Origin of the sequence: Nocardia sp. NPDC058633, assembly GCF_042717045.1 — a bacterium.
Lineage (GTDB): Bacteria > Actinomycetota > Actinomycetes > Mycobacteriales > Mycobacteriaceae > Nocardia.
In genome coordinates this window covers 152,690-167,490 of sequence record NZ_JBHXRA010000004.1, presented here as the reverse complement: position 1 = coordinate 167,490, position 14,801 = coordinate 152,690, and the positions used below count along the sequence as shown (strand labels likewise).

The 14,801-nt window shown below is 68.1% G+C and carries 13 protein-coding genes; 2 read left to right on the top strand and 11 right to left on the bottom strand.

The annotated features are described in order from the left end of the window. Positions 1-359: 359 nt before the first annotated feature. Complete coding sequence (locus tag ACFWUR_RS06625; protein WP_378902948.1) at positions 360-620, bottom strand: hypothetical protein; 261 nt, start codon at positions 618-620, stop codon at positions 360-362. A 224-nt stretch (positions 621-844) separates the two neighbouring features. Here ACFWUR_RS06625 and ACFWUR_RS06620 point away from each other — a divergent pair, with 224 nt between their 5' ends. Continuing rightward, positions 845-1,591 (top strand): metallophosphoesterase, encoded by a 747-nt coding sequence (locus ACFWUR_RS06620; RefSeq protein ID WP_378902945.1) that lies wholly within the window; start codon positions 845-847, stop codon positions 1,589-1,591. A 129-nt stretch (positions 1,592-1,720) separates the two neighbouring features. Here ACFWUR_RS06620 and ACFWUR_RS06615 read toward each other — a convergent pair whose 3' ends face one another. From ACFWUR_RS06615 to ACFWUR_RS06600, 4 genes are all read right to left on the bottom strand, one after another. After that, positions 1,721-2,386, bottom strand: a complete 666-nt coding sequence (locus ACFWUR_RS06615) for an NUDIX hydrolase (protein ID WP_378902942.1) — start codon at positions 2,384-2,386, stop codon at positions 1,721-1,723. A 145-nt stretch (positions 2,387-2,531) separates the two neighbouring features. Continuing rightward, complete coding sequence (locus ACFWUR_RS06610) at positions 2,532-3,812, bottom strand: adenylosuccinate synthetase (protein WP_378902939.1); 1,281 nt, start codon at positions 3,810-3,812, stop codon at positions 2,532-2,534. A gap of 25 nt (positions 3,813-3,837) precedes the next feature. After that, positions 3,838-4,785: a hypothetical protein gene (locus tag ACFWUR_RS06605; protein WP_378902937.1), complete on the bottom strand. Its 948-nt coding sequence runs from the start codon at positions 4,783-4,785 to the stop codon at positions 3,838-3,840. A 198-nt stretch (positions 4,786-4,983) separates the two neighbouring features. After that, entirely contained in the window at positions 4,984-6,582 is a 1,599-nt protein-coding gene (locus ACFWUR_RS06600) for an ABC-F family ATP-binding cassette domain-containing protein (protein ID WP_378902934.1), read from the bottom strand. 233 nt (positions 6,583-6,815) lie between these two features. Here ACFWUR_RS06600 and ACFWUR_RS06595 point away from each other — a divergent pair, with 233 nt between their 5' ends. Next, on the top strand, positions 6,816-7,427 hold the full coding sequence (locus ACFWUR_RS06595; protein WP_378902931.1) for a GNAT family N-acetyltransferase: 612 nt from the start codon (positions 6,816-6,818) through the stop codon (positions 7,425-7,427). 7 nt (positions 7,428-7,434) lie between these two features. On the opposite strand, the gene ACFWUR_RS06590 is transcribed toward ACFWUR_RS06595, so the two are convergent. From ACFWUR_RS06590 to ACFWUR_RS06565, 6 genes are all read right to left on the bottom strand, one after another. Continuing rightward, positions 7,435-8,007 (bottom strand): adenine phosphoribosyltransferase, encoded by a 573-nt coding sequence (locus ACFWUR_RS06590; protein ID WP_378902928.1) that lies wholly within the window; start codon positions 8,005-8,007, stop codon positions 7,435-7,437. A gap of 23 nt (positions 8,008-8,030) precedes the next feature. Next, positions 8,031-9,743 carry an ABC transporter substrate-binding protein gene (locus ACFWUR_RS06585; RefSeq protein ID WP_378902925.1) on the bottom strand — a complete coding sequence of 571 codons (1,713 nt, stop codon included), beginning with the start codon at positions 9,741-9,743 and terminating at the stop codon, positions 8,031-8,033. 26 nt (positions 9,744-9,769) lie between these two features. Continuing rightward, positions 9,770-10,954, bottom strand: a complete 1,185-nt coding sequence (gene secF / locus ACFWUR_RS06580; RefSeq protein ID WP_378902922.1) for a protein translocase subunit SecF — start codon at positions 10,952-10,954, stop codon at positions 9,770-9,772. Next, positions 10,951-12,672 carry a protein translocase subunit SecD gene (secD, locus tag ACFWUR_RS06575; RefSeq protein WP_378902920.1) on the bottom strand — a complete coding sequence of 574 codons (1,722 nt, stop codon included), beginning with the start codon at positions 12,670-12,672 and terminating at the stop codon, positions 10,951-10,953. The genes secF and secD overlap by 4 nt, the downstream gene beginning before the upstream one ends. Positions 12,673-12,770: 98 nt before the next feature. Continuing rightward, on the bottom strand, positions 12,771-13,112 hold the full coding sequence (yajC, locus tag ACFWUR_RS06570) for a preprotein translocase subunit YajC (RefSeq protein WP_378902917.1): 342 nt from the start codon (positions 13,110-13,112) through the stop codon (positions 12,771-12,773). 143 nt (positions 13,113-13,255) lie between these two features. Further along, entirely contained in the window at positions 13,256-14,746 is a 1,491-nt protein-coding gene (locus ACFWUR_RS06565; protein WP_378902914.1) for a flavin-containing monooxygenase, read from the bottom strand. Between the last annotated feature and the right edge of the window lie 55 nt (positions 14,747-14,801).

Here is a 14,801-nt window from a genome sequence, read left to right as displayed (position 1 = left end):
CCACCTCTCACGCTGCATTCGGACCTGTCGGCCGAGTGCTGCAACCGCCCGGGTCCTCAACTTTAGTCCCCGCACCGACCTGGTGTTCGAGTCACCGGGGTCACAGGCCTGCGACGGTAGTGCCTCGACAGCGACGCGGCACTCTTTCGCTGTAGATCGACTGCTGATTTCGGGCAGGAAGTGAGCTTCGACGTGGACGAATGCTGTTCGTTGTCGGTCTCGGCCAGGTCCGTCGCCGGGTTCGGGCGCGCCCCGGCCATTCCGCGTTCGTGGGCCCGGAGCTCCTGCGCGAAGGTGTGTGCGGCGGGGCGGCCCGGTGGGATCGCCATCACGAAGCGCTGCCGCAGCACTATGTCGCATCAGCCGAGGGCGGACTCGCCGGAGCGGTGGCCTGAGGCGGTGGGGGTGATTCCTATCGAGGTATATGTGCTGGTGGCGGTACCGGGAAAGCCGACGCTGCGGGTGACGACGAAGTCAGCGGTTTCGGCGGGGGCGGCCGCCGTGTCGCCGATGGGGAGGTGGTTGTGCTCGGTGGTGACCCGCGCGGTCCGCTGTTCGCGCGGGTCGGCGCGAGCGCATCGGCCGACCGCCGCGACGATCTGGCCGATCAGCACATCCACCCGTCGAATCGCGGCCGATCGGGTACAGGAGGCATCGCCGTGCGTGGCCCCCAGCGCGACCTGGTCGAGGTAGTCGAAACCGGGCCCGAGCGCTCGATCGCCGACTCTTCGATCGCGGGAGCGACATCGGTGACCGACTCGCCGGGATCGTCGGCGGCCGACAGCCCCGCCTGGTCGGCCCGAAATCCGTTGACACAGCGCGCCGTCTGTGGCCATCTTGGCAGGTGGGGAACACAGCGCCCGTCCGCATCGCCGCCACCGCCGACCTGCACATGCGCCCGGCCGTGGCAGGCAGGTTCCGTTCCGATTTCCTCCGTCTGGGCACGCACGCCGACATGCTGCTGCTGGCCGGTGATCTCACCGACAGCGGCACGGAGTACGAGGCCGAACTGCTGTGTGCCGAACTGGTCGACATCGCCGTGCCGGTCATCGCGGTTCTGGGCAATCACGACCACGACAGCGGCTGCGCAGGCCTCGTCATCGACATGCTCACCGGCATCGGCGTTCAAGTGCTGGACGGGGATTCGACGACTCGCACCGTCGGCGGTCACCGCATCGGCATCGCCGGAGTCATGGGCGGGACCGGCGGCTTCCCCGCTCACCCCGGCGACCCGGAGAACGGCACGGACGAGCATCGCGCCCTCCTGCGTCGCGGCCTGATCGACGCGCACCGCCTCCACCGCGTCCTCAGCGCTCTCGACACCCCCACCCGCATCGCGCTCACGCACTTCTCCCCCACCACCGAAACTCTCACCGGCGAACCCCTGTCGATCTACCCCGGCCTCGGCTGCGTAGCCCTGGGCGAGGCTATCGACACGGCTTCGGCCACCCTTGCCCTGCACGGCCACGCTCACGCGGGCACCGAATACGGGCACACCGCCGGAAATGTCCCTGTCCGCAATGTTTCCTATCCCGTGCTCCGCCGCACCTACGCCCTCTACGATCTCGACCCGACAGCATTCGAACACTGAAAGCAGGCCCGAAATGCTCAGCGGCACAGGCAACCGCTGACGCCATAACAGATTCGACTCGCACCTCGCGGGGTCGCCGGTGTCGTCCCAGTGCGCAGGACGCGTCGAGGAGCAAGGCCCAACGGCGGCTCAGGAGGCGGAGCTGCCCTCGTCGACGCGCGCGGGTCGGTGCTCGTCGACGTCGAACGCCCACACGACCGCAGGCCGCCCCGTCGCCTTGACCCGCCGACGTTCGCCGGTGCGCTCCAGACCGGGGATGGCGGCGAGCGTGCGGTTGAGATTGGCCGGGTCGGGCCGGGTGCCGTGGAGGGACGTGCTTAGGTCGACAGCTCGGGTGGCGGGAAACTCGGTGCCGGCCAGCGCCCGGGTGAGGGTCGCGTCCTTCCAGAGGAGTCCGGCCAGCAGAGCACGGCTGGTATCGACGATGCGGTTGTGGTCGAAGGCCAACGGCGGGACCTCGTCGAAGCCCACCCACTCGGCGGGTCCTTCGTGTTCGGCGACTACCGCCCACATGGCGATGGCCAGCGTCGGGCCGCGCGGGTCGCGATGGGGTTCGTCGAAGGTGACGAGTTGGCCGACCGCGCCGACTGCCTCCGCCGGGACGCCGAGTTTGGTGTGGACGGCGCGCCGGGCGGCGTCGACGAGACGTTCGCCGCGGCCGAGAAGCACGCCGGGTAGTGCGAGTTCGCCGGTGAACGGCTCGAACTCACGGGGGGCGATGCCGATGCGAACGCCGTTGTCGGCTTCCCAGCACCGCAACGTCACCACATCGATCGACACAACGGATTGCTCCACGTCATCCCATCCTGCCTCGAGCGCCGTGCGCTGTCTCGAGCGCACTGCGCTGTTCGAGGGCGCGGCGCCGGACCACAGTGCGTTGTTGCTGACCGATAACGCATTTCACGATACGTGCGCCCCGATTGTGCCCGCCTCGCGGAGTTCATCGGGCCACCGCCTCCGTTCGGCACGCACGGGGGCCGCGCCGCGACTCGGGGGTGCGGTCGCGCCGATCCGGCCCGTGGCCGGTCAGCACCACCGGGACCTGCAGGTGTTCGGCCAACCACGTCGCCGGGTCGCCGACGATCGGCGCGAGAACCGGTGTCACATCGGCAAGTTGGTGGGTGAGCCGCTGCTGATGCTCGAGATCACGCCACCGGCCGGGGACGAGTTCGGCTATCCGGCCCGCGGGCGTGTCGTATGCCTGGGCGGCACAGAGCGTTGCGGTCACATCGAGGTGGTTGACGACCAATCCGTCGATCCCACCGCACACGTCGACGGCGTAGCGCAACAGGATCGGGTCGAGGTGTCCCTGCCGGAACGCACCCTGGTAGTGCCCGGTGTCGTTGTGCGGTTCGGGAAATCCCATCGGCGCCTCGCTGGGCAGCGGACCCGCGCCGTGCCGGGTCATATAGGTACGAGTGACGCCGAGAACCGCGGCGGTGCCGCCGATTTCGCGGACCATGGCGCGCGCGTTGCGCGGCTCGACCGTCGACCAGGTCGTGTGCGGGTGCAGGCCACGCCACTCGTCGAGCAGCACTCCCTGCGCACCTTCGAACACCAATCGCCCCTCGCGCGCGAACCGGGCGAGTTCATCCGCGTCGGTGATGCGGACGGCCCGTGCGAAATCGCGGTACATCGCCACCAGGGCGTCGATCGATTCGTAGCCGTGCGCGCTGGGCCCGACGAGGTCGTCGTAGTGCGCGGCCAGCCGATCCAGCTTGGCGCGCAACACGGTCGGCACCCGACAGTCGGCCACGGTCGGCCCGTCGTGTTCCAGTGCGTACCAAGCGGTTTCGCCGATTCCACGCCCACAGGAACCGTGCCGCGAGGAACCCCTCGCGTCCTCGCGCGCACGGTTCGCGGCGATGTGGATCGGCGTGGTCAGCAGGGCGCGCTCGTCGACGGCGAGCAGCCCGAGCGGGTCACGCACACCGAGCGCGGCCAGCCGTTCGGACTCGGAGGCGAGCGCGATCGGCTCCACCAGCATGTGCTGCGACAGCAGCGTCGAGACCCCGGAGAGGGTCCCCGACCCGAACTGCGCGAAGGTGTGGTGGCGACCGCCGGCCACAACGTTGTGCGCGGCCTGCGCACCGCCGTTGAACCGTACGACGGCCGCCACCCCGAGATCGGCCTCGGCCGAGCACAACCAGTCGACCGTCGCACCCTTGCCCGCGTCGCCGAATCCGAGATCGACGACGACGAGGTGTTCGGCACCGAACATCGCAGTACCCCTTGTCCTTTCGATCTCAACGACCGGGCGGCAGAGCGCGCACGGCCCGTCCCGGCTTCGCACCGAGCGCCCGGCCGACCGCGTCGGCTTCCTCACCCGACCCGACGTCACGCAAATCGGCCAGCCCGGTGTCGACATCGACCCGATTCTCGCCCAGTCCGATGGTCAGCGCGATCAATTCGCAGACCGCGCCGGGGTCGTCGAGTTTCAGGAAGTTCTGCCCGAGCAACGCCCGCCAATGTTCGGCGATCTCCGGGTCCCGGTAGTAGGAGGACTGATTCGGCAGGATGTAGTACACGTGCCACCGCTGCTCGAGTTCGCGGTAGATCGACTCGACGGACACATCGCGACGCACATGATCACCGACCACCGCCCTGATGTGCCGGGCGGCCAGGCGAGGCTTGTTCAGCTCGTCGCCGATCAGGAACAGATACCCTTTCTTGCCGCGCTTGTCCCAGGCATCCGTCGCGACGTGTTCGGCCATGAAATACGCGGCCAGTTCATAACTTTCGGACTTCTGTCCACCGCCGCCGCCTTCGAGCAGGATCGCTCGCAGCTGTTCGTCCATCCGGTTGTCGGATTCGAACTGCCCCACCTGCAACGGCACCCGGTCGGTATCGGCGTCGCCGATCGCGCCGAACAGCACCTGCGGGTCCTGCGCGTAGCCCTTGTTCTTCAGCAGCCCGTGCAGTTTCCCGAGCTTGTCCTGCATGATGCGCGGCACTCGCCCCATCGACCCGGTCACATCGAACAGCACGGCCACCGGCAGCGAGTTCCCGTGCTCTGCCGAGTCACGGCACTCCCGCTTGCCGACCCCGAACGGATCGAGCAACGGATGCGCGCACCAGGTGTCGTACGGCTTGGCCCGCGTCTCGGCGGTGTACCCGAAATCGTCTACGCCCGCCCGCGCGCGAAACGTCTTACCCGCCCGGTAGGCGGTGTCATCCCAGTTCCCGTACCCCATTCGAACCACTCCCTCTCGCGACTTCTTTGTTTTAGTCTATGCGACCATAACTCTCGTCGTCAAGAGGCGCAGGGGCACGCACCTCGTCGTGCGACCCCCACCCCGAGGGCCGCACCAGTGGTCGCGTCTACGTCCCGGCTCCCGCTCGCCGCGGGTGGTCGGGCACGGATCCGCCCCGACAGCGGTACGCCGCGAGTTCTAGGTAGCAGGCACGGGGCCGCCTTCGGCCAGTCCGTCCGGGGTGAGCTCCAGCCTGCGGGTGACTCCGATCTCGTCGAGGAAGCGCTCGTCGTGGCTGACCACGATCAGCGCGCCCTCGTAACCCGCCAAAGCCTGGGTGAGGTGGGCGAGGCTGGGGAGGTCGAGGTTGTTGGTCGGTTCGTCGAGCATCAGCAGTTTCGGTGCAGGCTCGGCGAGCAGCAGGGTCGCCAGGGCGGCGCGCAATCGTTCGCCACCCGAGAGCGCCGCGGCGGCGATGTCGGCGTCGGCACCGCGGAACAGGAACCGCGCGAGCTGACCGCGGATCCGCTCCGGTGTGGCGTGCGGCGCGGCGGCGGCGACGTTCTCGAACACCGTTCGAGATTCGTCGAACACGTCGAGGCGCTGCGGCAGCAACCGCCACGCCACCTTGGGTTCCTCGGCGACGATCCGGCGCAGGAGGGTGGTTTTGCCCGCCCCGTTGCGTCCGGTCAGCGCGATCCGCTCCGGCCCGCTCACGCGCAGGTCCACGATCGGCCCGTTGGCCAACTCGACCTGCTGCAGGTGGAAGACGTCCTGGCCCGGATACAGCCGGGTATCGGGGAGATCGATGCGGATCTCCCGGTCCGCGCGCACCGATTCCGCAGCGTGGTCGAGGGTTTCGCGAGCGGAATCGAGTTTGTCGATGTGGGAGTTGCGTAGTTTTCCCGCCGACACCTCCGCGGCATTCTTCCGCAGGCCCGCGATGATCTTCGGCACCCGCTTGTTGTCCTGCATCTTCTGCGCGAAGCGCGCCCGCCGGTCCAATTTCGTGCGCGCGTCGACGAGTTCGCGTGCCTGCCTGCGCACATCGCTGCGCGCATCACGCACGGCAGCGCGCGCCGACTCTTGCTCGGCCTCGATGATCCGCTCGTAGTCACCGAAACCGCCACCGAAGGAACGGATCTCGCCCGCTCGCAGTTCGGCGATGCCGTCCATCCGGTCGAGCAGGTCGCGATCGTGGCTCACCACGATCACGGTGCCCGCGAACTGCCGGATCACCTCGTAGAGCCGCCCACGGGCGACCGCGTCGAGGTTGTTGGTCGGTTCGTCGAGCAGCAGCACGTCGGGTTCGCGCAGGAGCTCGGCGACCACACCGAGCAGCACGGTCTCACCGCCGGAGAGGGTGTCCAGGGTGCGGTCCAGATCTTTTACCGAGCCGGCGACGTAGTCGAGCCCGAGTTTGCCGAGCAGCGCGACGGCCTCGTCCTCGACCTGCCACGCCGTGCCGACGGTGTCGAAGTCCGCGGGCTCGCCGGCGCCGTTCTCGATGCGGTGCAGCGCGTGGCGTACCTCGGCGATGCCGAGCACGGCGTCGACCCGCTGACCTGTGCGCATACCCAGGTCTTGGCGCAGATAACCGAGGCTGCCCGGCACCGAGATCGATCCACGCACCGGTGTCAGTTCGCCGGCCACCAGTCGCAACAAGGTGGATTTTCCGGCGCCGTTGCTGCCGACCAGACCGATATGGCCGGGACCGACGACAGCATCGAGCCCGTCGAAGACAGGGGTGCCGTCCGGCCAGTGAAAGGTGAGATCGGAAAAAGAAAGAGAGGTCATGCGGATCCCCTGGAGGTGCGACGGAAACACGGTGCGCGGTGTGCGGACCGTCCGAGAGCGCTACCTCAAGAAATCAACGCGTGACTCCGATCGCCGGGAACAAGACCCCTCATTGATAACACCGGGCCACCCCGACGCGCCACCCCTTTTTCCTCCTGTGAGCGCTGTCATGCACCCGCTAGCCTGGACGCGAGGCGCCATCTCGCGGGTGAGCCCAGAACCGAAGGAGTGCGATGGCGACGACGATCGTGGTGCGCAAAGCCACCCGAAACGACGCGGACGCGGCGGCCCGGACGCTGGGTGCGGCGTTCCGACACGACCCGGTGATGAGCTGGATCCTGCCGGACCTCGATCGGCGAACCGTCGGACTGCCTCGATTCTTCGCCACGGTGGCGCGCCACCTCTATCTGCCTGCCGAGGCCTGCGATCTCGCGCTGCGCCCGGACGGCACGGTGGGCGGCGTCGCACTGTGGACCCCGCCCAACCATCCGGCTCCGTCGCCGCTGACCGAACTCCGTACGCTGCCCGGTATCTGGCGCGCGTTCGGCCGCCGCACCCTGGCGGCCAAACAGCTCGGCGACCTACTGAGGAAGAATCACCCGACCGAACCACACTGGTATCTGGCGATGCTCGGCTCCGCCCCCGATGTCCGAGGCGGCGGTTACGGTTCGGCCCTGCTCCACAGCACACTCGATCGCGTCGACGCCGAACACGCGGCCGCCTACCTGGAATCCAGCAACCCCGACAACATCGGCTACTACGAGCGCTTCGGGTTCACGGTGACCGGCGAACTCCGAGTCCCCGGCGGCCCGCCCATCTGGCCGATGCTGCGCGCGGCGCGCTGAGGAGGTCTCAGAGCTTGACGATCGAGGTCACCGGGTAGTCGCCCTGGTGCTCGCGCCCCTTCAGGAACTCCAGTTCCATCACCACGGCGGCGGCGACCACCTCGGCGCCCACTTCCTTGAACAGGGCAGCCGCGGCGGCGAGGGTGCCGCCGGTGGCGAGGACGTCATCGAGCAGCAGAATTCGCTTGCCCTCGAGTTCGACACCGTCGGCGGGGATTTCCAGTGCCGCGGAACCGTATTCGAGCTTGTATTCGCGCGAGACGACCGGCGGCGGGAGCTTGCCGCCCTTGCGGATCGCGAGCACGCCGGTGCCCAGTGTCGCCGCGACTCCGGCGCCGAGCAGGAACCCACGCGCGTCGACCCCGGCCACGAGGTCGGCGTCGGGGGCGATGGCGGCGAAGCAGTCGACGACCGCACGGAACCCGGCGGCGTCGGCGAAGACCGGGGTGAGATCGGCGAAACGCACACCCGGCGTGGGGAAGTCGTCGTGCCAGCGGGTCAGCCGGGCAACCGCGTCGGCCGCCTCGGCGGTCCGCTCACGGACCTGATCGTCGGACTCGACCACCGCGTGCTTGCTCATCGACCCTCTTTCATCACGTCCACTCATCGCTGCAACACCCAGCGATCCATGTTCCACCCGGTACCGGCCTGTGTCGGCCCGGCGATCCCGTTCTGCATCCCGGTGCCGAACGCGATGATGCGCGGCGTCGCGAACAACGGGATGCTCGGTAGCTGCGCCCACAGCAGGTTCTCGGCCTCGGACAGCAGGTTCAGCGTCGCGGTCGAATTGGTCTCGCTCGCAAGCTGATCGGTGATCGCATCGTAGCGACCGTTAGCAAAGCCACCGAAATCGAGTCCGCTACCGGCCCGCAACGCGGCCAGCGCGACAACACCCGCGCTCGACCCCGCGGGCCCCGGCACCGCGCCGGTACCCCCGAGTACCGCGTCGACGGCGCCCTCGGGCAGTTTCACCGGTGTGAAGTCGGGCGCACCCGCGTCGACCACGGTGATTCCCGCCCCACGGCAGGACTCGGCGATCATCGCCACGGTCTGCGCGCGGCGCGCGTCGGGCCCGTGGTAGCCGATCCGGACCGTCGGCTGCGCGGTGCCTGCGGAGGCCAACGTCGCGGTGGCCGCGGGGATGTCGGCACCGCGGTACCGCTCGGCACCGCCGATCACGGCCGGGTAGTACAGCGAATCCTGCTGCACCACATGGGCGTTCAACACACCGGCACCGAGCCCGAGCTTCGGCGGCTCGCCGGCCTTGCCCAGGGTGTCGAACAGCGCCTGCCGCGGCACGCACTGCGCGAAGGCACGGCGCACCTCCACCCGCGAGAACACCCCGCCGGTGGCGAGCACGAGCTGTTCGGCGCCGCGGCTCGCCACCGTCTGCTCGTCGAAACCGTCGAGCGTCAGGTCAGCGACCGAGCCTGCCCCGAGATCGACCACCCCGAGCGCGTTCTCCTTCGCCTTGGCGGCGAAGTCGGTGCCCTTGGGCCACACCACGATCCGCTTCGTCTCGGGCGCGTCGCCCCACCACTTCTCGTTGGCGACCAGCACCAAACCGTCCTTCGTGCTGAAGGATTCGATCCGATACGGACCCGACGAGGGGAACTTCGTCAGGTCGAGCGCCCCGGACTTCACCGTCCAGCCGCTGTTCCAGAAGTCGGCGATCCGGCCGATCACCGCGCCGTCTCCGGCCTGCAGGGCGTCCACGAGATTCGGCACGCCGACCGCCTGCGCCACCACGTGCGCGGGCATGACCTCGGTCGCGGTGAACAGCGTCCGCCACGGCAGGTAGTGCTTGCCCGGGCGGAACACCACGGTGGCGTCCTTGGATCCCGGCTGGCAATCGATGCGTTCGATCTCGTCGTAGCCCACGGTGCTCGCCGCGTCGAACAGCGGGACCGGCCCGCGGTCGCCGGGGCGGGTGAACTTGCCCGAGCGCGCCGACCAGGCCAGCACCAGGTCGTCGCAGGAGGTCTTCACCCCGTCGGAGTACACCCCGTCCGGGTTGAGCCGGTACTGCACCGTCTGGGTCTCGCCCGGCACTTCCTTGGCCGTGCCCACGTCGGTGTCGGCCACCTGCTGACCATCGGGTCCGGTGTAGAAGAACCCGGTCAGCACGCGGCCGAACACCGCCGCGGCACCGCTACTCGCGCCGAGCGTGCTCGCACCGTTGTAGCTGGCGACCGTGGCGTCGACCGCGTACCCGATGGAGGGCACCTGGTTCTTGGTCGAGCACCCGGCCACCACGGAGGTGGTCACCGCCGCCGTGGCCAGCACCGTGATAAGTCGAATCGTGCTACGTCGCATGATGAGACCCCTGCTCGTCGGTGAAGTCAGTGCCTGCGCTTCTGGCGCTTTCCGCTCGGACGAGAACCCGGTCGCGGCGCGCCGCTGTCGGTCGGTCGCGGACCTCGGGCCGCCGAAGCGCCCGCACCCACCGGAACCCGAGCACCGACGGTGCCCTCTGCCCGCTTGGCCAGGACCTTCTTCGTGTGCGCGGCCACCGGACCCCAGCGTTCCTTGATCGACACCAGCACCGGCACGGCGAAGAAGACCGACGAGTAGGCGCCGACGATCATGCCGACCATCTGCACCAGCGCGAGATCCTTCAGGGTGCCAACACCCAGCAACCAGACCGCGATCACCAGCATGCCGATGATCGGCAGGATGCCGATGATCGTAGTGCTGATCGAGCGCATCAGCGTCTGGTTGGCAGCGAGGTTGGCCTGCTCGGCGTAGGTCCGCTTGTTCAGGTGCATCACACCGCGGGTGTTCTCCTCGACCTTGTCGAACACCACGACGTTGTCGTAGAGCGCGAAGCCGAGAATCGTGAGCAAACCGATCACCGCGGCCGGTGTCACCTCGAACCCGACCAGCGAGTAGATACCCGCGGTGACGATCAGGTTGAAGAACAGCGACACGATCGCCGCGATCGACATGTCCCGTTCGAAGCGGATCGCGATGTAGATCATCGTCGCCACCACGAACACCAGCAGCGCGATCAGGGCTTTTTGGGTGATCTGCCCACCCCAGGTCTCGCTGATGTCCGCGACACTGATGGCGTCGCGGCTCACCGCACCGGAGGCGTCCTTGGGCTCGAACTCCGCGACCATCGCGGTGGTCACCGCGTCGATCTGCGCGATGTCGAGCGTTTCGGACCGGACCTGAATGGTCGCGCTGGCACCGGAACCGACCTTCTGCACCGAGACCGGGCCGTGGCCGAGGGCGTCGGAGTAGACGTCCTCCACCTGTTGGGTGGTCATCTCGGCGGTGGCCGGGATCTGGATCCGCGAACCACCGGTGAAGTCGATGCCGAGAGTGAAGCCGCGCACCGCGATGCTGAGCAACGACACCAGCACGAAGATCGCCGCCAGCGAGTAGAACAGCTTGCGCCTGCTGACGATCGGGAAGCCTCCGGTGCCGGTGTAGAGCCGCTCCAGGAAGCTGTGACGCGGCGCCGGACCGGAACCGCGCTTGTCGAGTGCCACCGGTTCGCCGGTGGAATTGGCGTTGGTCATCGTGACATCTCCTTCGGCCGGGCCCTGCCCGCGCCGGTTTCCCTGGCGATCTGCTGCACCACGCCGAGACCGTTCACCGACGGCTTGGCCCAGAACGGCGACCGCGCGGCGAGCATCATCAATGGTGCGGTCACCAGGTACAGCACGATCACGTCGAGGACGGTCGTGACACCGAGAGTGAAGGCGAAGCCCTTGACCTGGCCGGCGGCGAGCATATACAGCACCACCGCGGCGATCAGGCTGACCGTCTTACCGGACAGGTTGGTGCGCTGGGCCCTGGCCCAGCCACGCGGCACCGCCGATCGGAAACTGCGCCCTTCGCGCATCTCGTCCTTGATGCGTTCGAAGAACACCACGAACGAGTCGGCGGTCAGGCCGATACCGATGATCAGACCGGCGATACCGGCCAGGTCGAGAGTGAACCCGATCCAGCGCCCGAGCAACACGATGATGCCGTAGACGGCGAAACCGGCCGCGACCAGCGAGAACCCGGCCAGGATGCCGAGCAAGCGATAGACCAGCAGGCAATACATCAGCACCGCGATCAGGCCGATGGCACCGGCGAGCAGTCCCGCCTTCAGCGAGGACAGGCCGAGCGTGGCCGAGACCGTCTCCGCCTCCGAGGTCTGGAACGACAGCGGCAGCGAACCGTACTTCAGGGTGTTGGCCAGCTCGGACGCGCTGTCGGCGGTGAAGCTACCCGAGATCGAGGTGCGACCACCCAGCTGCGGGCCCTCCTGCACCTGGGGCGCGCTGACAACCTTCGAGTCGAGCACGAACGCGACCCGCTTGTTGACGTACTCACCGGTCAGCGTCGCCCAGGCATCGGAGCCCGCGGACTTGAACTCGAGGTTCACCTCGTGGCGGGCCTGCGCCGAGTTCAGCTGGGAGCTCGCGTCGGCGATCTCCTGACCGTCGATCCGGCTCGGGCCGAGCAGGAACACCTCGGTGCCGTCCTGCGAGCAGGTGACCAGCGGCAACGCGGGGTCGTCGTTGCCTGTCAGCGGATCGGCCTTGGTGCAGTCCATGGACGCCATCGCGACCTGCTGAACCTGCTGATCGGTGCTCTGGCGCAGCGCCTTGGCGTCGGCGATCTCCTTGGCCTGCTGCTGCTGGACGGTGAGACCACCGGGCGGCGGCGTCGGCGTCGGCGGTGCCTGCGCGGGGAACACCCGTGACTGGGGCGCCGGAGTGGTCGACGCCTCGCCCGCGGACGGGGTCGAGGCGTCGGGCTGGGTCGCGTCGCCGGGCGCGGGGACCGGAGCGTCCGTCGCCGGCGGCGCGGTCTCACCCGGCGGCGCGGTGCCGGTCGCGGGCGGGGCCGCCCCGCCTGCCTGCGGCTCGGTCGCGAACAGCACCGGGCGGATGTAGAGCTTGGCGGTGGTGGCCAGCGCGCGTGCCTGCTGGCTGTCATCGCCGGGCACCGTGATGACCAGGTTGTCACCGTCGATGACCACCTCGGAGCCGGCGACACCGAGACCGTTGACGCGGGCGTCGATGATCTCCTGGGCCTTCTTCAGGCTTTCCTGGCTCGGCTTGTTGCCGTCGGGGGTCCGCGCGGTCAACGTGACGCGGGTACCGCCCTGCAGGTCGATGCCGAGCTTGGCCGACGGGGAATGGTCACCGGTGAAGAACACCAGCGCGTAGATCACGGCCAGCAGCGCGGCGTAGACGCCGAGCAACCGGAACGGATGCGCCGATCCTTGGGAAGGTGGCACAGCAGGTCATCTCCTAGGCGGAAGTCGAGGCTGGATCGGTGGGCACAACGGTGCCCGGCCCGCAACGCCAGTGCGCCCGGGCGGGGAAAAGGGACTGGTCAGTCCTTGGTCAGCCGGGTCTCGGTCTGTTCCACGACTTCCTCGGCGGGCGCGTCGGTGACCACGGGGGTCTCCTCGATCGTCGGCTCCTCGGCGCGCACCTCGCGGATCGCCTGACGCAGCCACGTGGTGACGACGTCCTCGGCGATCTCCAGGTCGACGGTGTTCTCGTCGAGGTCGACGACGGTGCCGTACAGGCCCGAGGTGGTGACGACAGCGTCACCGACCTTCAAGGCCTCCTGCATCGTCGAGACCTTCTCGGCCTCACGCTTCTGTTTGCGGATACCGAAGAACATCGGCACGAGCAGGGCCAGGATCAGCAGCGGAAACAGGAAGTCCATCGTCGAAGTCAGTCCCTAGTCAGTGGTGGACGTGCAAGTACGCCTGACAGTCTGCCAGTTCCCCGCCGCGGCGACACACCGGACACCGACGCGTGCGCGAAACAGCCCCGGCCCGCGCGTGCGCGAACCGGAGCCGCGGGTGCTCAGGCGATGCCGCCGTAGGTGTAATCGTCGAGCGGGAAGGTGACGGCCTCGCGGTGCGCGGCGGCGGTACTGGTCGGGCGCAGCAGGGCCGCTTCGCCGTGCTGGTTGAAGTAGTAGCTGCGCGCGGTGGCGCAGTCGCCGCCGTAGAACACCGAGGAACCCAGCTTGCCGGTCATCCGGTCGAGGAACTCGGCATTGGCCTGTTCGGTGACCTCGAAGGTGTGCTCGCCGCGGCGGAACAGCTCCGTGAACAGCCTGCCCATGTGTTTCATCTGGGCCTCGATGGTGGTGAAGTACGACAGCCCGCTGTAGGAGTAGGGGCTGTTGAGGCTCAAGAAGTTGGGGAACTTGGGCACGGTGATGCCCTCGTAGGCCTGAAAGCGGTTGTCGCGCCAGAACTTTCCGAGGTTCACGCCGTCGCGGCCGACTATTTCGATAGCCGGGAAGTTGACATCCCACAGGTTGAAACCGGTGGCGAGCAGCAGGGTGTCGATCTCGGTCTTGTGGCCGTCGGCGGTGACGATGCCGTCGGGTTCCACATGGTCGATCGAATTCGTTTCCAGCCGCACGTGCGGCTGGTTGAACGTCTTGAAGTACTGATTGGAAAACGTCGGGCGCTTGCAGCCGAAGTCGTAGTGCGGGGTGAGCTTGTCCCTGGTCCGCTTGTCGCGTACCTGCGCGAACAGGTGCGCCTTGGCCAGCAGGGCGGCCGCCCGGTTCAGGGGTTTGGCCTGCTTGTAGTGCAGCACACCGACGACCATCAGCGCCTCGAGCATGCCGGTGTTGACCAGCCGTGCCGCCTTCTGGGTGAGCGGCACTCTGGCGAACAGCTCCCGCACCGCGCCCGGAATCGGGGCGTCGACCTTGGGCACCACCCAGATCGGGGTGCGCTGGAACACGGTCAGCTCGTCGACCCGCTCGGCGACCTCGGGCACCAGTTGCACCGCGGTGGCGCCGGTACCGATGATCGCGGCCTTGCGACCGGTCAGGTCGTAGTCGGCGTCCCAGTCGGTGGTGTGGATGATCTTGCCCGCGAAGGACTCGATGCCGGGGAACGGCGGGGTGTAGGGCTGGGACAGGAACCCGGTCGCCGCGAGCAGATAGCGCGCGGTCAGCGTCTCACCACCGGCGATCGTGACCACCCACTGCTGGTTTTCCTCGTCCCAGCGCGCGCCGTCGACCACGGTCCCGAACCGCATCCGCCTGCGCAGGTCGTATTTGTCGGCCACGTACTCGGCGTACTTCTTCAACTCGGCGCCCGGCGCGAACAGCCGGGTCCACCGCGGGTTCGGCTCGAACGAGTAGGAGTAGGTCACCGAGGCGATGTCGACCGCCAGGCCCGGATACCTGTTCACATGCCACGTACCGCCCAGGTCGTCCTCCCGCTCCAGGATGACGAAATCACCCAACCCGAGCCGACCGAGTTCGATACCGGCACCGATGCCGCCGAAACCCGCCCCTACCACCACCGCGTCGAACTGAGGTGCCACGCCGAACCTCCATACCGAGTTTTGAGAATGACACGTCATTCTGGTTACACCGACT